Annotated in this window: 13 protein-coding genes, 2 tRNA genes and 1 riboswitch; of the genes, 10 read left to right on the top strand and 5 right to left on the bottom strand. The window is 70.0% G+C overall.

Annotated elements, in window-relative coordinates; all coding sequences use genetic code 11:
* The first annotated feature begins 9 nt into the window (after window positions 1–9).
* The 3 genes from AB5J49_RS22555 to AB5J49_RS22545 all read left to right on the top strand — a co-directional run bounded on the left by AB5J49_RS22555 (window position 10) and on the right by AB5J49_RS22545 (window position 4,040).
* Entirely contained in the window at window positions 10–2,202 is a 2,193-nt protein-coding gene (locus AB5J49_RS22555; protein WP_369170430.1) for a DEAD/DEAH box helicase, read from the top strand.
* A 107-nt stretch (window positions 2,203–2,309) separates the two neighbouring features.
* A complete protein-coding gene (locus AB5J49_RS22550) occupies window positions 2,310–3,845 on the top strand; it encodes an amino acid permease (protein WP_369170429.1) in 1,536 nt (511 codons plus the stop codon).
* Window positions 3,846–3,967: 122 nt separating this feature from the next.
* Window positions 3,968–4,040, top strand: a tRNA-Lys gene (locus AB5J49_RS22545).
* Window positions 4,041–4,164: 124 nt separating this feature from the next.
* Here the strand turns inward: AB5J49_RS22545 and AB5J49_RS22540 are convergent.
* Window positions 4,165–4,815: a TetR/AcrR family transcriptional regulator gene (locus tag AB5J49_RS22540; protein WP_369170428.1), complete on the bottom strand. Its 651-nt coding sequence runs from the start codon at window positions 4,813–4,815 to the stop codon at window positions 4,165–4,167.
* A gap of 97 nt (window positions 4,816–4,912) precedes the next feature.
* On the opposite strand from AB5J49_RS22540, the gene AB5J49_RS22535 reads away from it, so the two are divergent.
* On the top strand, window positions 4,913–6,004 hold the full coding sequence (locus AB5J49_RS22535) for an oxygenase MpaB family protein (RefSeq protein ID WP_369170427.1): 1,092 nt from the start codon (window positions 4,913–4,915) through the stop codon (window positions 6,002–6,004).
* 173 nt (window positions 6,005–6,177) lie between these two features.
* On the opposite strand, the gene AB5J49_RS22530 is transcribed toward AB5J49_RS22535, so the two are convergent.
* Window positions 6,178–6,414, bottom strand: coding sequence for a hypothetical protein (locus AB5J49_RS22530; RefSeq protein ID WP_369170426.1), 237 nt, complete (start codon window positions 6,412–6,414; stop codon window positions 6,178–6,180).
* Window positions 6,415–6,671: 257 nt separating this feature from the next.
* Between AB5J49_RS22530 and AB5J49_RS22525 the strand changes: the two genes are divergently transcribed.
* Together AB5J49_RS22525 and AB5J49_RS22520 are read left to right on the top strand one after the other, a co-directional pair.
* Window positions 6,672–7,451 carry an MBL fold metallo-hydrolase gene (locus AB5J49_RS22525; RefSeq protein WP_369170425.1) on the top strand — a complete coding sequence of 260 codons (780 nt, stop codon included), beginning with the start codon at window positions 6,672–6,674 and terminating at the stop codon, window positions 7,449–7,451.
* 254 nt (window positions 7,452–7,705) lie between these two features.
* Window positions 7,706–10,984, top strand: coding sequence for a S8 family serine peptidase (locus AB5J49_RS22520; RefSeq protein ID WP_369170424.1), 3,279 nt, complete (start codon window positions 7,706–7,708; stop codon window positions 10,982–10,984).
* A gap of 96 nt (window positions 10,985–11,080) precedes the next feature.
* Here the strand turns inward: AB5J49_RS22520 and ribA are convergent, their stop codons facing one another.
* Both ribA and AB5J49_RS22510 read right to left on the bottom strand, forming a co-directional pair.
* Window positions 11,081–11,725: a GTP cyclohydrolase II gene (ribA, locus tag AB5J49_RS22515; RefSeq protein WP_369170423.1), complete on the bottom strand. Its 645-nt coding sequence runs from the start codon at window positions 11,723–11,725 to the stop codon at window positions 11,081–11,083.
* A 112-nt stretch (window positions 11,726–11,837) separates the two neighbouring features.
* On the bottom strand, window positions 11,838–12,353 hold the full coding sequence (locus tag AB5J49_RS22510; protein WP_369170422.1) for a MarR family winged helix-turn-helix transcriptional regulator: 516 nt from the start codon (window positions 12,351–12,353) through the stop codon (window positions 11,838–11,840).
* A gap of 66 nt (window positions 12,354–12,419) precedes the next feature.
* On the opposite strand from AB5J49_RS22510, the gene AB5J49_RS22505 reads away from it, so the two are divergent.
* The 4 genes from AB5J49_RS22505 (at window position 12,420) to AB5J49_RS22490 (ending at window position 16,423) form a co-directional block, all read left to right on the top strand.
* A complete protein-coding gene (locus AB5J49_RS22505; protein ID WP_369170421.1) occupies window positions 12,420–13,553 on the top strand; it encodes a dihydrofolate reductase family protein in 1,134 nt (377 codons plus the stop codon).
* A 56-nt stretch (window positions 13,554–13,609) separates the two neighbouring features.
* Window positions 13,610–13,683 (top strand) — tRNA-Met (locus AB5J49_RS22500).
* A 430-nt stretch (window positions 13,684–14,113) separates the two neighbouring features.
* A riboswitch (cyclic di-AMP (ydaO/yuaA leader) is annotated at window positions 14,114–14,271 on the top strand.
* Window positions 14,272–14,282: 11 nt separating this feature from the next.
* The gene (locus AB5J49_RS22495) at window positions 14,283–15,311 is read left to right on the top strand and encodes a M23 family metallopeptidase (protein WP_369170420.1); all 1,029 of its coding nucleotides are present in this window, start codon (window positions 14,283–14,285) and stop codon (window positions 15,309–15,311) included.
* A gap of 167 nt (window positions 15,312–15,478) precedes the next feature.
* A complete protein-coding gene (locus tag AB5J49_RS22490) occupies window positions 15,479–16,423 on the top strand; it encodes an aldo/keto reductase (protein ID WP_369170419.1) in 945 nt (314 codons plus the stop codon).
* A gap of 129 nt (window positions 16,424–16,552) precedes the next feature.
* Here AB5J49_RS22490 and AB5J49_RS22485 read toward each other — a convergent pair whose 3' ends face one another.
* On the bottom strand, window positions 16,553–17,917 hold the full coding sequence (locus AB5J49_RS22485; RefSeq protein ID WP_369170418.1) for a PrsW family glutamic-type intramembrane protease: 1,365 nt from the start codon (window positions 17,915–17,917) through the stop codon (window positions 16,553–16,555).
* Window positions 17,918–17,973 lie beyond the last annotated feature (56 nt).

Genomic DNA, 17,973 nt, shown 5'->3' with positions numbered 1-17,973 from the left:
CGCATACGCATGTCCATTTCCAGTACTGATCACGTCGTTGTGCCCGAGGACGCGGAGAACGCGCCCGTCGAGGACGCTCCCGAGGCGACGTTCGCGGACCTCGGTCTCCCCGAGGGCGTCGTCCGCAAGCTCGCCCAGAACGGCGTGACCACCCCCTTCCCGATCCAGGCCGCGACCATCCCGGACGCCCTGGCCGGCAAGGACATCCTCGGCCGTGGCCGCACCGGCTCCGGCAAGACCCTCTCCTTCGGTCTGCCGACCATGACGCGCCTCGCCGGTGGTCGCACCGAGAAGCACAAGCCGCGCGCCGTCATCCTCACCCCGACCCGTGAGCTCGCGATGCAGGTCGCGGACGCCCTCCAGCCCTACGGCGACGTCCTCGGCCTCAAGATGAAGGTCGTCTGCGGCGGTACGTCGATGAGCAACCAGATCTACGCCCTCGAGCGCGGCGTCGACATCCTCGTCGCCACCCCGGGCCGACTGCGCGACATCATCAACCGCGGCGCCTGCTCCCTGGCGAACGTCGAGGTCGCCGTCCTCGACGAGGCCGACCAGATGTCCGACCTGGGCTTCCTGCCCGAGGTCACCGAGCTGCTCGACCAGATCCCGGGCGGCGGCCAGCGGATGCTGTTCTCGGCCACGATGGAGAACGAGATCTCCACCCTGGTCAAGCGCTACCTGACCAACCCGGTCACGCACGAGGTCGACAGCGCCCAGGGCAACGTCACGACCATGTCGCACCACATCCTGATCGTGAAGCCCAAGGACAAGGCGCCGGTCACCGCCGCGATCGCCTCCCGCAAGGGCCGCACCATCATCTTCGTCCGCACCCAGCTGGGCGCCGACCGCATCGCCGAGCAGCTGTGCGACTCCGGTGTGAAGGCCGACGCGTTGCACGGCGGTATGACGCAGGGCGCGCGCACCCGGGTGCTGGAGGACTTCAAGAAGGGCTACGTCAACGCCCTCGTCGCGACCGACGTCGCCGCTCGCGGTATCCACGTCGACGGCATCGACCTCGTGCTGAACGTCGACCCGGCCGGCGACCACAAGGACTACCTGCACCGTGCGGGCCGTACCGCTCGCGCGGGCCGCACCGGCACGGTCGTCTCCCTCTCCCTGCCGCACCAGCGCCGCCAGATCTTCCGGCTGATGGAGGACGCGGGCGTCGACGCCTCGCGCCACATCATCCAGGGCGGTGCCGCCTTCGACCCGGAGGTCGCCGAGATCACCGGCGCCCGTTCGATGACCGAGGTGCAGGCCGAGTCCGCGGGCAACGCCGCGCAGCAGGCCGAGCGTGAGGTGGCTCAGCTCACCAAGGAGCTGGAGCGGGCGCAGCGGCGTGCCGCGGAGCTGCGTGAGGAGGCCGACCGGCTCGTCGCCCGGGTCGCGCGCGAGCGGGGCGAGGACCCCGAGGCCGCGGTCGCCGAGGCGCAGGCCGTGGCGGTCGAGGCTGCCGCCGAGGTGGCCGTGCCCGAGCAGCCGGTGGCGCAGGACGTCGACAAGACGGAGGCTCCGGCGTACGAGCGTCGTGAGCGTCGTGACAACGACCGTGGCGGCTTCCGCCGTGACGACCGTCGCGATGACCGTCGGGACGACCGGGGTGGGCGTTCCTTCGAGCGTCGGGACAACAACGACCGCGGTGGGTTCAACCGTGACCGTGGCGACCGTGGGTTCGAGCGTCGTGACAACGACCGTGGCGGCTTCCGCCGTGACGACCGCCGTGATGACCGTCGGGACGACCGGGGTGGGCGTTCCTTCGAGCGTCGGGACAACAACGACCGCGGTGGGTTCAACCGTGACCGTGGCGACCGTGGGTTCGAGCGTCGTGACAACGACCGTGGCGGCTTCCGCCGTGACGACCGCCGCGACGACCGCGGTGGCCGCTCGTTCGAGCGTCGTGACGACCGTGGTGGCCGCACCTTCGAGCGCCGCGACGACCGGGGTGGGTTCCGCCGGGACGACCGTCCGGCCGGGCGCCCCTTCGAGCGCCGGGACGAGCGCGGCGGTCACCGTGGCAGCGACCGCCCCTTCAACCGCGACCGTCGCGACGACCGCCCGGGCTTCCGCTCCGGCGGCCATGACCGCCCGTACGGCCGTCGTGACGACCACCGTGGCGGCACCTCCGGCACCTCCGGCACCTCCGGCACCTCCGGCTCCTTCGGGCGCCGCGACGACAAGCCGCGCTGGAAGCGCAACGGCTGACACAAGCTGAACGGCAACTGATCCACTAAGGGCTCCTTCTCCGAAGGGGCCCTTTTTGGCCATCAGGTGACGCATGTCACGCCCCCGGGGAGGGAATTGCTGGGGACATGACAGATGACGCCAGAGCGAGTGGGCTGTCTGACGAAGAGCGGCTGGCCCAGCTCGGCTACACGCAGGTTCTCGCCCGCCGCATGTCGGCGTTCTCCAACTACGCGGTCTCCTTCACGATCATCTCGGTCCTGTCGGGCTGCCTGACCCTCTATCTGTTCGGCATGAACACGGGCGGTCCGGCGGTGATCACCTGGGGCTGGGTGGCCGTGGGCCTGATGACCCTCTTCGTCGGCCTGTCCATGGCGGAGATCTGCTCGGCGTATCCGACGTCGGCGGGCCTGTACTTCTGGGCGCACCGGCTCGCGCCGCCGCGTACGGCCGCCGTCTGGGCATGGTTCACGGGCTGGTTCAACGTGCTGGGCCAGGTGGCGGTGACCGCGGGCATCGACTTCGGGGCCGCGTCCTTCCTGGGCGCGTATCTGAACCTGCAGTTCGGCTTCGAGGTGACGCCGGGCCGGACGATCCTGCTCTTCGCCGCGATCCTGCTGCTGCACGGCCTGCTGAACACCTTCGGCGTGCGCATCGTCGCGCTGCTCAACGGCATCAGCGTGTGGTGGCACGTGCTGGGTGTCGCGGTGATCGTCGGCGCGCTGGCCCTTGTACCGGACGAGCACCGGTCCGCGTCCTTCGTGTTCGGCGAGTTCGTGAACAACACGGGTTGGGGAAGCGGGGTGTACGTGGTGCTGCTGGGTCTGCTGATGGCCCAGTACACCTTCACCGGGTACGACGCCTCGGCCCATATGACGGAGGAGACGTACGACGCCGCGACGGCCGGCCCGAAGGGGATCGTGCGGTCGATCTGGACGTCGTGGATCGCGGGCTTCGTGTTGCTGCTGGGCTTCACCTTCGCCATCCAGTCGTACGAGGGTGTCCGCACGTCCCCGACCGGCGCGCCGCCCGCGCAGATCCTCCTCGACGCGCTGGGGGCGACGGCCGGCAAGCTGCTCCTGCTGGTGGTCATCGGGGCGCAGCTGTTCTGCGGGATGGCGTCGGTGACGGCCAACAGCCGCATGATCTACGCCTTTTCGAGGGACGGGGCGCTGCCCTTCTCCCACATCTGGCACACGGTCAGCCCGCGCACACGTACGCCGGTCGCGGCGGTGTGGCTGGCGGCGGGCGGGGCGCTGGTCCTCGGGCTGCCGTATCTGATCAATGTGACGGCCTACGCGGCGGTGACCTCGATCGCGGTGATCGGCCTGTACATCGCCTACGTCATCCCGACGTTGCTGCGGCTGCGCAAGGGGGAGGCCTTCGAGCGGGGGCCGTGGCATCTGGGCCGCTGGTCGGGGGTCGTGGGGGTGGTGGCGGTGGCGTGGGTCGGCGTGATCACGGTGCTGTTCATGCTGCCGCAGGTGTCGCCGGTGACCTGGGAGACCTTCAACTACGCCCCGATCGCCGTCCTGGTCGTCCTCGGCTTCGCCGCGACCTGGTGGCTGGCCTCGGCCCGGCACTGGTTCCTCAACCCCGACCACGAGCGGACGATCGCCCGGGAGGCGGCGCGGGCGGGGGCGCCCGAAGCGGTGGATCCGTAGGGCCACGGTGGCGCGCGGGGGCCTGTTTCCTCGCCGTCCACCACCGTCGACGTGGCCGTGTCCCCGATACCCGATCGGAGACACGGCCATGGGCGGCTATGCTCGGGGTGGCAACATCGCTTGGGCCCTTAGCTCAATTGGCAGAGCAGTGGACTTTTAATCCATTGGTTGTGGGTTCGAGTCCCACAGGGCCTACTGGTGGTGGGTGCGGGGAGTCCCCGCTGACCTGCTGCGCAGCGCCTGGGTCGGCTTCGGTCGGGTCGGGCGCTGTTTCGTTCTCGGGGCCGGGAGTGAGCGGCCGTTCTCCGCTGACATGCCGTCAACGCGTCGGCGGCCAGATGGCGCCGAGGATCACCTGCACCTGGCCGATGAGGTGGGGCGGGTCGAATCTGCCGGGATCGGTGAGCGCGATGCGGCCGAAGTGTTCCGCGCAGGCGACGAGGGCGTGGGCGAGGACCTGCGGGTCGAGGGCCGGGCCACTCCGGTCGGTCAGGACGAGGGAGAGCCATTCCTCGACCCGGCGCCGAAACCGTTCACGGTCCGCCTCGATGCGGTCGCGGACGACCGTGGGCATGTTGCCCGGAGTCAGCAGGATCAGCCGCCAGGTGTCGGGGTCCTCGCGGAGCATCGCGGACATCCGGCGTACCGCCTCGGAGGCGAACGCGGCGGGCTCGCGCAGGTCCTGCGCGCTGGGGATCGTCTCAAGCAGTCGTCCGAAGGCGCGTGCCTGCTGCCGGTCGAGCAGCGCGGTCAGCAGGGCGTCGAGGTTCTCGAAGGCGCCGTAGACCACCGACCGGGCGACCTCGGCCTTCTTCGCGATGGCGTCGATGGAGACCCGTTCGTAGCCGTCGCTCACGATCACCGCGAGGGCCGCGTCGAGCAACTGCTCGCGGCGTTCCGCGATCGGGACGCGCGGGGCGTAGGGGCGCCGCTTGCGGGGCCTGTCTTCTGAAGAGGCGGAGGCTGACACCTTGGCAGTTTACGACACTCGTGTCTTAATTTACGACAGCAGTGTCGTAATCGGGGATCGAGGCGGCGTGCGCCGCGGACGCGTGAGGAGCGGCTCCATGGCGAAGGCGAAGTCCAAGGCGAAGTCCAAGTCCAAGTCGAAGTGGAGTGAGGTCGAACCGCACGAGGACTACGGCTTCTTCGGGCCGGGTTCGGTGGTGTGGAAGGTCTGGGGCTATCCGACCGCCCCGACGGTGGGTTTCCAGCGGGCCGTGGTGGTGGAGGAACTCGACCCGCCGCTGGTGGCCGCCGTCCACGCAACCCAGGGCATCTACCGGCGCTCCCGCACTCGTTACGACCGGACCCTGCGGTACTTCGCGATGGTGGCCTTCGCCGGTTCGCGGGAGGTGTGCAAGGCCGCGGACGTCCTGGTCAAGGTCCATTCCAAGGCGATCGGCCGACTGCCCTACGGCGGCGGGACCTACGACGCCAACGACCCCGCCTCGCAACTGTGGATCCAGCTCACCGGCTGGCACTCGATCCTCTACGCGTACGAGAAGTACGGGCCCGGGAAGCTCACCGCGCAGGAGGAGAAGGAGTACTGGGAGGCATGCGCGGTCGCCGCGGAACTGCAGACATGCTCCCCCGACGACATCCCCCGCAGCCGTGACGGCGTCCGGGCGTACTTCGAGCGGATGCGTCCGCAGCTGTCCGCCAGCCCGATCGCCCGGCAGGCCATGAACCACCTGCTCAGGAGTGAGCTCGTACTGCCGCCGACGCCGCGCTGGGCGAAGCCGGCGAGTCTGGCGGTCGCGAAGGCGCAGCGGATCGCCACGATCGCCACCCTGCCGCGCTGGATGCGCGAGATGGCCGGGATCCGGCAGTCCCGTCTCCTCGACCTGCTCATCGTGCCCGTCATGAAAGCGGCCTTCGCGCTCGCCCACCTCAGCCCCAAGGCCGAACTGCGCCTGATAGCGCGGCTCTCGCCCTCCACGGCCCCGGTGATCGCGCCGATGAAGCTCGGCATCCCTCCCCGCACGGAGGAGGTGCTGACGCCCGCGGAAGCCCGCGCCCGCCACGGCTACGCCAAGCCCGCCGAAGCCCACCTCGAATTCCGGGCCCGGCAGGCCGCCCGCGTCTTCGACGACGGCGAGGCACCCAGCGACCAGGGGCTCATCGAGTCCCAGGAGATCCTGGGGCCGCTCTCGTAACCGGGACCGTTCCTCCCTCCTCCTCCTTCTCCTCGCGCCTCGGGATCTTCGAGCCTTCTTCGGACCCAACTCCGCACGGCAGTCAGTGCGTTCGGGCTTGCCACCCGCAGAAACGGACTCGGCGCCGGGCTGGTGGGCCCGGCGCCGAGACTTGTAGCGGTGAACTGGGACAACTAGTCACAAGTGCTTGAGCCCGTGTGGTTGAATTGCCCACCCGCGCTGCCTTCACCGTTCAGCGCGTTGCCCAGCAGACCGTTGAGTACGCCGACCTGGCCGAGGATGTCGATGTTCTGGTCGTGCGACTTGCATCCTCCATGGCCATGGTCGTGTGCGGAGGCGGTGCCGGTGGCTATGAAGCTGAAGCTCCCCAGGATGGCGGCCGCGACGGCGGCCTTCTGAAGCTTGCGCATTGCTCCTCCTTGGGTCGGGTAGAGCGCATCATTGATAGATCTGCTTTGCGCTCATATGGGACGTTAATCCGATATTTCCCACGGCGCTCATCGGGACTGCCATATGGGGGTCCTGAGGGTCAATCGGCTGTGACGGAGCCTCAACATCCGCCGCCCTGAGCCGACTTCGACTTCTCACGTTATGGCTTGCATCCATCCGTGAGAAGCGGTTAGCTGCCTCTCACGGATACACGCACTATCAACCGTGAGGTGTCACGATGGTCGCCCACCGCACCACCAGCGAGCAGACCCCTGTCCGCGTCTTCGGCGGTCCGACCGCTCTCATCGAGTACGGCGGTCTGCGCCTGCTCACCGACCCCACCTTCGACGCCCCCGGCGACTACCCGCTGGGTGGCGGCCGTGCCCTGACCAAGACCGCCGCCGCCTCCGCCTCGCCGGCCGACCTCGGGCGCATCGACGTGGTGCTGCTCTCGCACGACGAACACCCCGACAACCTCGACGTATCCGGCCGTGCGCTGCTCTCCGAGGTGCCGTTGACCCTGACCACGCCGAGTGGCGCGGGACGGCTGGGCGGTACCGCTCGGGGGCTCGGGGACTGGGAGTCCGTGACGGTGGACCGGCCCGGCGGGGGCGCGGTCACCGTGACCGGGGTGCCCGCGCTGCACGGCCCGGGAGAGCGTGAGGAACTCGAAGCGGTCGTCGGTCAGGTCGTCGGCTTCGTGCTGACCGGGGACGGCCTGCCCACGGTGTACGTCAGCGGCGACAACGCCCAGCTCGGGCCGGTCAAGGAGATCGCCGAGCGGTTCGGGCCGGTGGACACTGCCGTCCTCTTCGCCGGCGCCGCCCGCACGGCCGTTCTCGACCGCCAGTTGCTCACCCTCGACAGCGTCCGGGCCGTGGAGGCCGCCCGGATACTCGGGGCGCGCCGGATCGTCCCCGTCCACTTCGACAGTTGGGCCCACTTCACCGAGGGGGGCGACGAGTTGGCGGCCGCGTTCACCGAGGCGGGGCTGATCGACCGGGTGCAGTTGGGCTGACCGGCGATCGGGCGCCACCCGGGCGGGGCGCGACCGGACCGTCTCACAGGAATGTCACAGCCTGGTCCGATAAGTCCCCCGTGACGTATGGCGAGTTTGTGCCAGTCGGCGATCTTCGGTCCCTGAACTATCAATAGAAATCGGTCCCTTGAGGGAAGCTGGGCGATCATCCGGGATCACATTCCGGACCGCGGCGGTCGAAGGTGCTCGATACGGCCGCCGACGTCTACGTTCCTTCAGCACCAGGGATCACCATGCCCACCACCCCCCACCCGGCCCCGATACCGGGCGCGACACGCGTCGCCCGTATCGCCGTGGCCGCGGGCCTCGTCGCCGCGCTCTCCGCGGCCGGGCCCATACCCCTCGCCCTCGCCGCGGACGGCTCCCCCGCCACCGCGGCCGACCCCGGCGTCAAGTCCGCGCACGACAAGCTCGGTTCGGACGACGCCGACCTCCTCGCGGAGGCCAAGGCACAGCGCGACAAGACCGTCACCATGATGATCGCCACGGCGCCCGGGCAGACCGAGAAGGTCGCCGAGCAGCTGGACGCGATCAAGGGCGGCTCCGTGGGCCGTACGTACGACAAGCTCGGTTACGTACGGGCCACGGTGCCGACCGCCAAGGCGGACTCGGCCATCGCTGCCGCCGCCAGGCTCTCCTCCGTGCAGGCCATCGACCTGCGCAACGAGATACCCCTCGAGGAGCCGACCCGCGACACCGGCAAGTCGAGCGCCTCCGCGGCCACTTACCCCGGCCCGGACAAGAACACCCCCGCGAAGAACCCGTACAACCCGTCCTTCGAGACGGGCGCCGTGGACTTCGTGAAGAAGAACCCGAAGGCGGACGGCCGTGGCGTGACCATCGGCGTCCTCGACACCGGTGTCGACCTCGCGAGCCCCGCGCTGCAGAAGACGACGACCGGTGAGCGCAAGATCGTCGACTGGGTGACCGCCACCGACCCGATCGTCGACGGCGACGGCACCTGGCGCCCGATGACCACCTCCGTCACCGGGCCCACCTTCACCTACGGCGACAAGACCTGGAAGGCCCCCGCGGGCTCGTACGGGATCAGCGTCTTCAGCGAGGCCGTCACCAACCAGGGCGAGGCCAAGGACGGCGACGCCGACGGTGACGTCAACCGCGACGGCGACAAGACCGACGACTGGGGCGTGCTCTACGACCCCGCCGCCGGCACGGTCACCGTCGACGTCGACGACAACGGCGACTTCACCGACGACACCCCGATGAAGCCGTACAAGGACGGCCACCAGGTCGGCCGCTTCGGCACCGACAACCCGGCCACGGACATCCCGGAGAGCCAGGACTTCGTCGTGGAGATCCGCAAGGACGTCCCGATGGATCCGCTGGGCGGCGACTGGGTCGGCAAGAAGTCCGACTTCGTCAACATCGGCCTCACCGCCGGTGCGCACGGCAGCCACGTGGCCGGCATCACCGCCGCCAACGGCATGTTCGGCAGCAAGAACATGAACGGCGAGGCCCCCGGCGCGAAGATCGTCTCCGAGCGTGCCTGCATCTTCGGCCCCGGCTGCTCCAACGTCGCGCTCACCGAGGGCATGATCGACCTCGTCGTCAACCGTGGCGTCGACGTCGTCAACATGTCCATCGGCGGCCTGCCGCCCCTGAACGACGGCAACAACGCCCGCGCCGAGCTGTACACGCGCCTGATCGACACGTACGGCGTCCAGCTGGTCATCTCGGCCGGCAACTCCGGCCCTGGCGCCAACACCATCGGCGACCCGGGCCTGGCCGACAAGGTCATCTCGGTCGGCGCCGGCGTCTCCAAGGAGACCTTCGCCGCCAACTACGGCAGCGGCATCGAGAACGACTACCAGCTGTTCAACTTCTCCTCGCGCGGCCCGCGTGAGGACGGCGGCTTCACCCCGACCGTCGTCGCCCCCGGCTCCGCGGTCAGCACGATCCCGGCCTGGATGCCCGGCGCACCCATCGCCGAGGCGGGCTGGAAGCTGCCGGCCGGCTACGCCATGTACAACGGCACGTCGATGGCGTCCCCGCAGGCGGCGGGCGCGAGCGCGCTGCTGCTGAGCGCCGCGAAGCAGAAGGGCATCAAGCTGACGCCCGAGAAGCTGCGCACCGCCCTGACCTCGACCGCCCAGCACATCGAGGGACTCCAGGCGTACGAGGAGGGTGCCGGCCTCATCGACGTCGTCGACGCCTGGAAGGCGGTCAAGGCGGGCGCCACCGCCCACGACTACGCCGTCAAGGCCCCGGTCGACACCGCGCTCGACCAGGCGCTGAAGACGCCGGGCTTCGGCACGGGCGTCTACGACCGAGAGGGCGGCCTGAAGGCCGGCCAGAAGAAGACGTACGACGTCACCATCACCCGTACGTCCGGCCCCGCCGGCTCGCTCCCGCACACCCTGCGCCTGGCGAACAACAAGGCCCGCACCTTCTCGATCGTCGGCCCGAAGGTGGTCGACCTGCCGCTGAACAAGGCGGTGACCGTCAAGGTCCAGGCCGCGCCGAAGCGCGCGGGCATCAAGAGCGTGATCCTTGAGGCCGACGATCCGAGGACGGTGGGCGTCGACAAGCAGATCCTCAACACCGTCGTGGTCTCCACGCCGGTGAAGCACACCTTCACCGCCTCGGGTTCGGTGCAGCGCAACAACTTCAAGTCGTACTTCGTGACCGTCCCTGAGGGCACGAAGTCGCTGCAGGTCACGCTCGGCGGTCTGAAGGAGGGCAGCCTGGCGCGGTTCGCCGCCATCAGCCCGTACGGCACCCAGATCGCCGACGACGACACGAACACGACGGACATCGCCCGGTACGAGGACCCGCTGCCCGGCGTCTGGGAGATCGAGGTCGAAGGGCGCCGTACGTCGGCGCTGCTGGACAACCCGTACAAGCTGGACGCCACCGTGTACGGCGCGTCCTTCGACCCGCAGTCCGTGACCGTGCCGGAGGCCAAGGTCGGTTCGCCGGTCGCCGCCTCCTGGACGGTGACGAACAAGATGGAGGCCGTGGAGGGCAACCTCAAGGGTGGCGCGCTCGGCTCGTCGAAGACCGCGCGGCCGACCATCGCGGGCGGCGCGACGCAGACCAGCACCGTCGAGGTGCCCGAGGGCACCACGTCGCTGGACGTCGCCATCGGCAAGGTCTCCGACCTGGGCTCCGACCTCGACCTGAACGTGTACGACGCCGAGGGCAAGCTCGTCGGCCAGTCCGCGGACGGCGACTCCGAGGAGGCCGTCTCCATCGCCAACCCGGCCGCCGGCAAGTACACCGTCGAGGTCGTCGGCTTCGAGGTGCCGTCCGGCTCCACCGCGTACGACTACCGGGACGCGTTCTTCTCCTCCGCGCTCGGCTCGGTCAAGGTCGACGAGTCGGCGCCGGTGAAGCTCGGCACGGGCGACTCGGCGAAGGTGGCGGCGGAGGTCACGGCCGCGCGGGCGGTGCCCGAGGGCCGGCAGCTCTTCGGTGAGGTACGGCTGGTGAACACGCGCGGGACGACCGCGGGTGTCGGCGGGGTGACGATCGAGAAGGTCACGCCGTAGCCGTCGTCAGGCTGCCGTAGTCGACGTACGACTGAGGGGCGGGTGTCCGATCCGGACGCCCGCCCCTTCGTTCTGCCTCCGGCGTACTGCCGCGGCTCAGCTCACGTTGAGCCCCGCGAGGTCCCCCAGCGGCAGCGTGTGCTGGGTCTGCAGGACCTTCGCGCGCAGGTAGCGGACGTTGTCCGCGGTGGCGAAGACGCCGGTGGGGACGCGGCCCTGGACCTCGATGCCCAGGGCGCGCAACTGGTCGGCCTTGTCGGGGTTGTTGGAGAGCAGGTCCAGTGCGCCGATACCGAGGGCGGTGAGCATCTGGGCGGCCGCCGTGTAGTCGCGGGCGTCCTCCGGCAGGCCGAGGGCCGCGTTCGCGGCGTAGGTGTCCAGGCCCTGGTCCTGGAGGGCGTACGCGTCCAGCTTGTTGTAGAGCCCGATGCCGCGGCCCTCCTGGCGCAGGTACAGCAGCACGCCGCCGCGCTCGGCGATGCGCTCGACGGCCTCGCGCAGCTGGGGGCCGCAGTCGCAGCGGGCCGAGCCGAAGACGTCGCCGGTCAGGCACTCGGAGTGCAGCCGGACCAGCGGGGTGGCGCCGGGGGCCGGGTCGCCGAGGACGACGGCCACGTGCTCCTGGCCGTCGGTCAGGCCGTGGAAGGTGACCAGCTCGGCGTCTACGGAGTAACCGTCGTGGAAACGCAGCGGGACCCGGACGCGGGCGCGCTGGGTGGCGGCGGCGGTGAAGTCGGGCATGCGGGTTCTCCGGGTTCCGTACGTGGGCCGTCTGCTTCAGATTTGAAGCAGCTCCTCGGTCCAGGACCCTACCCCATGCTTTAAATTTGAAGCAACAAGTATGTCGTGTGCGTCACGAACAGGACTTGCCGGAGCGCCGCCGCCAGGGCACGTCCTCCGCGGTGGCGTGCGCGTCCTCGCCCTGGAAGCCCTCGGCGACCGCGGTGAAGATCTCCTCCAGCTGTCCGACCTGCTCCGGGGTCAGCCGGTCGAAGAGCAGTGCCCGTACGGTCTCCACATGGCCCGGGGCCGCGCGCTCCAGGACGCGCATCCCTTCCTCGGTGACCCTCGCGATGCTGCCGCGCTTGTCCCAGCGGCAGTCCTCGCGCCCCACCAGTCCGTCCTTCTCCAGGCGCGTCACGGCGTAGGTCAGCCGGCTGCGGGTGATCTTCAGCCCCTCCGCGAGATCGGTCATGCGCAACCGGCGCTCCGGGGCCTCGGACAGGGTGGCGAGGATGGAGTAATACAGATGGGGCATGCCGGCTTCCTGCTGGAGCTGCCGGTCCAGCGCGTCCTCCACGAGGGCGGCGGAGGCGATGTAGGCGCGCCAGGCGCGCTGCTCCTCGGGGGAGAGCCAGCGAGTCGTCATGCGACCAGTGTAGGTTTGTTTCAAACTTGAACCAAGCCCGAGTCTGTCGAGCCGGAGAGCGTGCCGATGCCGTCGTACCCCTACGTCCTGCTGTCCGCCGCGGTCTCGCTGGACGGCTACCTCGACGACACCACCCCCGAGCGCCTGCTGCTGTCCAGCCCGGCCGACTTCGACCGGGTCGACGAGGTACGGGCCTCCGTGGACGCGATCCTCATCGGCGCCGGCACCATCCGGGCGGACAATCCGCGACTGCTGGTGAACTCGGCGGAGCGGCGGGCCGCCCGGGTGGCGGCGGGGAAACCCGAGTATCCGCTGAAGGTCACGGTCAGCGCGTCCGGCGAGCTGGACCCGGCGGCGAACTTCTGGCACACGGGCGGCGAGAAGATCGTCTGCACGACGGAGAAGGGTGCGCAGCGGCTGCGGCGGGCGCCGGTCGCGGCGGACGTGGTCGTGCTGGGCGCCGAGCTGGACTGGCGGGGGCTGCTGGAGCACCTGCGCGAGGTGCGCGGCGTCGAGCGGCTGATGGTCGAGGGCGGCGGCACGATCCACACGCAGCTGCTGCAGCAGGGGCTCGCGGACGAGGTGCAGCTGGTGCTGGCGCCGCTGTTCGTGGGGGACCCGGACGCACCGCGGCTGTTCGGGCCGGGGGGATACCAGGGCGGGCGGCTGCGGCTGCTGGAGACGCGGCGGATCGAGGACGTCGTCCTGATGCGCTACGAGCCGACGGCGCCCGGCACCGGGGTCCTCCCCTCCGCCGCGGATCGGCACTGGCTGGCCCTGGCGTGTGACCTGGCGGAGCGGTGCCCGCCGTCGGAGACGGCCTTCAGCGTCGGCGCGGTGGTGGTGGCGGCCGACGGTACGGAGCTGGCGCGCGGGTACTCCAGGGAGGGGGACGACCCCGTGGTGCACGCGGAGGAGGCGGCGCTCGCGAAGATCGCGGCCGGTGATCCGAGGCTGGCGACGGCGACGGTGTACAGCAGCCTGGAGCCGTGCACCCGGCGGGCCTCGCGGCCGGCGCCCTGTGCGCGGCTGATCCTGGCGGCGGGGGTGCGGCGGGTGGTGACGGCTTGGCGGGAGCCGGACACGTTCGTGGTGGGGGCCGACGGGAGTGGGGTGCTGGCGGGGGAGGGGGTGGATGTCCTGGTCCTGCCGGAGTACGAGAAGCGGGCAAAGGCCCCGAATGGTCACCTGTTGCCGTGACGCCGGGAAAGGCGTGTGCTTTCTGTCCCGCGGATGGCGTACTATTGAGTCATCGCCGCGGGGTGGAGCAGCTCGGTAGCTCGCTGGGCTCATAACCCAGAGGTCGCAGGTTCAAATCCTGTCCCCGCTACTGATGGCTCAGGGCCGGAACTGATTCAGTTCCGGCCCTGAGTCTTTTCCCCGGCGTTTTCCCCGGTTTGTGGGATCGTGCGCCTCCTCAACCGCGGACACCCGCCGCCCCTGCTGCTGTACGCGGACGACGCCGTGCGCTCGCGAGACGCGGGGCGAGAACGGCCCTGATGGAGATCTTGTGGAGCACATCCTTGATCGCCGTCACCACCCGTGATCGAGTGAATGCCCTCCGCATAACAACTGACATACCGTCAATACCTGTGCGGCTCCTGAACCCTGGCCAACTCGCCCGTTTTAGGCCGCTCATGACCCGTAAGTCCAGGCGAAAATAGTTAATGATCAAGTGGAACAGCTTGGAATCCGTACCCCGCGTCTATTAACGTTCGATAACGCAGCGCGGTCGTCCCAGCCGTCACAAGAGTCGGCTCCGTGCGCACGCGCCGAATCCCGCAAGGGAACCGGGGAACCACCACCTTGGGGTGAATCGCACGGATACCGCCGTGAACTCACGGCCGGTATACGCGCGTAGGAGACCTTCCTGCTCCGAACCCGTCAGCTAACCCGGTAGGCGAGAAGGAAGGAAAGGAGCACGCCCACGTGGCGTCCAACCGGCCTGCCCAGCAAGCCCCGTTCGTGCCGAGTCAACGCAGTACCGACACCTTCGGCTACGACCGCTACCGCACCGACGAGGGCCCGTTGGAGGAGTGGAACCCCACCGCGGAATCCATTCGTCCCGTACGTGGCAGGCATCGCGTCTCCAAGCAGCGCGGCGGGGGACTCGCCCGCAGCTCCACGGTTCTCGGCGTCGGTGTCATAGCCGCCGTCGGCGCGGGCGGCATGGCCAGCGCGAACAGCGGTAAGCCGCCGGTCGCCATCACCATGCCGGACCTGCCGCTGATCTCCGACGACGACTCCTCCGCGGCCCCCGACGACTCCGCGACCGCGCTGAGCACCATGGGCGGCGCGACCGAGGAGACCACGCAGGGCACCGCCGACGCCGGCGAGGCGCTGCGCAGCCGGATCATCGCGCAGGCCGAGCTGCAGCAGGACCAGATCGACAGCAAGGCCGCCGCTGCCGCTATCGCCGCCGCCGAGAAGGAGGCCGCCACCGCGGCCGCCAAGGCGGAGAAGGAGGCCGACGCCAAGGCCGCCGCCGCGAAGGCAGAGGCCGAGGAGGAGGCCCGCAAGAAGGCCGAGGCCGAGCGTCTCGCCGAGCTGGCCAAGCAGTTCACGCTGCCGACCTCCTCGTACACCATCACCTCGACCTTCGGTCAGGCCGGCGCCTACTGGTCCTCCGGCTACCACACGGGCCTCGACTTCGCCGCCCCCACCGGCACGCTGATCAAGGCGATCCACTCCGGCACGGTCACCTTCGCCGGCTGGGACGGGTCGTACGGCTACAAGACGGAGCTCACCCTCGACGACGGCACCGAGCTCTGGTTCGCGCACCAGTCCTCGATCAGCGTGAGCGTGGGCCAGAAGGTCAACACGGGCGACGTCATCGGCCGTGTGGGCGCCACGGGCAACGTGACCGGCGCACACCTGCACCTCGAAGTGCACCCCGGCGGCAGCGCGAGCGGCATCGACCCGATGGCGTGGCTGCGCGGCAAGGGCCTCACGCCCTGAGCCCTCGATCGAGGTCTGATCCCCGGCGTTTCTGATCCCCGGCGGTCCTGACGGCAACCCCCCGACGTCAGGGCTGCCGGTTTTCGGAGCGCCGGGGTCCGCTTGTTTACGGGAACTTTGCGGCCGTTCCGGAAGAGCGGCCTCCGTCGAGGGCGTTGATGTGGAGCATGACTTCCCTTCGCAAGCTCGGCTCCTCCGACCTCGAGGTCTTCCCGCTCTCCCTCGGCGGCAACGTCTTCGGCTGGACCGCGGACGAGACCCAGTCCTTCGCCGTCCTCGACGCCTACGCTGCGGCCGGCGGCAACTTCGTCGACACGGCCGACTCGTACTCGGCGTGGGTCGAGGGCAACGTGGGCGGCGAGTCCGAGACGATCATCGGCAAGTGGGTCAAGGCGCGCGGCAACCGGGACGACGTCGTGATCGCCACGAAGGTCAGCCAGCACCCCGACTTCCAGGGCCTGACCGCGGCCAACATCAAGGCGGCCGCGGACGCCTCCCTGCGCCGCCTCGGCACCGACCACATCGACCTCTACTACACCCACTTCGACAAGCCGGAAGTGCCGGTCGAGGAGATCATCGGCGCGCTGGACGAGCTGGTGAAGGCGGGCAAGGTCCGGCACATCGCCGCGTCCAACATCTCGGCGGAGCGGCTGGCGGCCTCCCTCGCCCTCTCCGACCGCGAGGGCCTCGCCCGCTACGTGGCTCTTCAGCCCCACTACAACCTGGTCTCCCGCGACACCTACGAGGGCGAGCTCCAGAACCTCGCCGAGCGGGAAGGCCTGGCGGCGGTCCCGTACTTCGCCCTCGCGTCCGGCTTCCTCACGGGCAAGTACCGCGCCGACACGGCAGTGCAGAGCCCGCGTGCCCAGGGCGCCGGCAGGCACCTGGAGACGGAGCGGGGGCGCAGGGTGCTGACCGCGCTCGACGAGGTCGCCCAGGCCCACGAGGCCCCGGTGGCCACGGTGGCCCTGGCCTGGCTCGCGTCCCAGCCGACCGTAGCGGCCCCGATCGCCTCGGCCCGGACACTCGAGCAGCTGCCGGCGCTGCTGGGGGTGGGGGAGCTGAGGCTGACGGACGAGGAGCTCGGGAAGCTGACGGCGGCGTCCGCCTGATCCTTCTCAGCACCGCCGCTGATCCTCCGCGCTCCCCGAGGGCGCGGAGCGCGGACCGGCGGTGCCGGACCATCCGCAACGCACCACGATCACGTCCGATACGGCGCGATCACGTCTGATGCGGCGTGATCATGTCCGATACGGGTTGTACGCGGGATACGGCGTCGCCGGCCCATACCGGGGCCCGTACATGTGCCCGTTCACCTGGCCGTACGGCTGCCCGTACGGCTGCCCGTAAACCGGCACCGGCGCCCCGTACCCGTACGCCGACCAAGCCTGCGCGGCACCCGCGTGCTCAAGCGCCGGCCGCGCGAGCTCCCGGCGTCGCCACAGCTCGTGCAGCAACTCCCGTTCCCGTACGACGAAGTCGGCGCCGGCCCGCCCACGGCGTCCCCGGCGTCGTAGGAAGGCCAGCGATGTGGCGTACGCCTCGTACTGCGCCACCGCCCGGGCCGCAGCCCGCCCCCCGCGGCGCCGCGCGTACTGCCGGGCCATCCGCCTGGCCCGCATCGAGCCGAGCACGAAGGGCTCGCCCGGGGTCAGCCACCCGGCGACGACGTAGGCGGGCAGTTCCTCGCGCACGGTCCTCAGCTCGCGCTGCCGGGTCCAGATCACCAGCCAGGTCAGCAGCCCGAACGTGGGCAGCATGAAGGCCGCGTACACGGCGAAGAACCCGAACTCGCCGAAGGCCGACGAGCCGTTCCACAGGGCGTGCATGCCCATGGCGAGCAGCAACCCGGAGAGGGGGAGGAGGACGCGGCGCACATGCTGCCGCTCGCCGGACAGCGCGGCGATGCCGAAACCGATGCCGGTGAGGACCGTGAAGAGCGGGTGCGCGAAGGGCGACATGATCACGCGGACGAAGAAGGTCGCCGCCGTGACGGAGGCGATGCCGCTGTCGCCGGAGAGCTGGTCGGTCCCGAAGGCGGTGCCGAGGTAGAGGATGTTCTCGGTGAAGGCGAAGCCGGTGGCGGTGACCCCCGCTATCACCACGCCGTCGACTATCCCGGTGAAGTCCCGTCGGCGGAAGAGGAAGACGAGCAGGACCGCGGCGGCCTTCGCCGTCTCCTCCACGATGGGCGCTATGACCGTCGCACCCAGGGTGTCCGCGTGCGACGGGTCGGCGGTCGCGGTCGCTATCCATCTGGTCGCGAAGCTGTTCGCGACGATCGCTATCAGGGCCGCCGCGCAGGCGCCCCAGGCGAAGGAGAACAGCAGATTGCGCCAGGGTCCCGGCTCGACCCGGTCCAGCCACCGGAAGGCGGCGACGAGCAGCGGCACCGGCAGGATCGCGAGCCCGAGCCCGACCAGGAACCCTTCGGTGCCGGTCTGCTCACGCACCAGGGCGAGGATGACCAGCCCGGAGAGCGCGAGCAGGCTGCTGAGCGCGCCGTAACGCACCCACCGCTTCTGCCACCAGTGCGCGTGCCGCAGTGCGCCGCCGGTGGGACCGGTGGGGGGCGTCGGGTACGGGGGCGGGGGACAGGTGGCCACGGCATTGACCCTAACGAGGCAGGGGCGCCGCCCGCAGCAGCGCGAGGGGCTCTGGC

Source organism: Streptomyces sp. R28 (genome assembly GCF_041052385.1).
In the GTDB taxonomy this organism is placed as follows: Bacteria; Actinomycetota; Actinomycetes; order Streptomycetales; family Streptomycetaceae; genus Streptomyces.
Note: the sequence above shows the minus strand (reverse complement) of the source record. Positions and strands in the feature narration are given on the sequence as shown.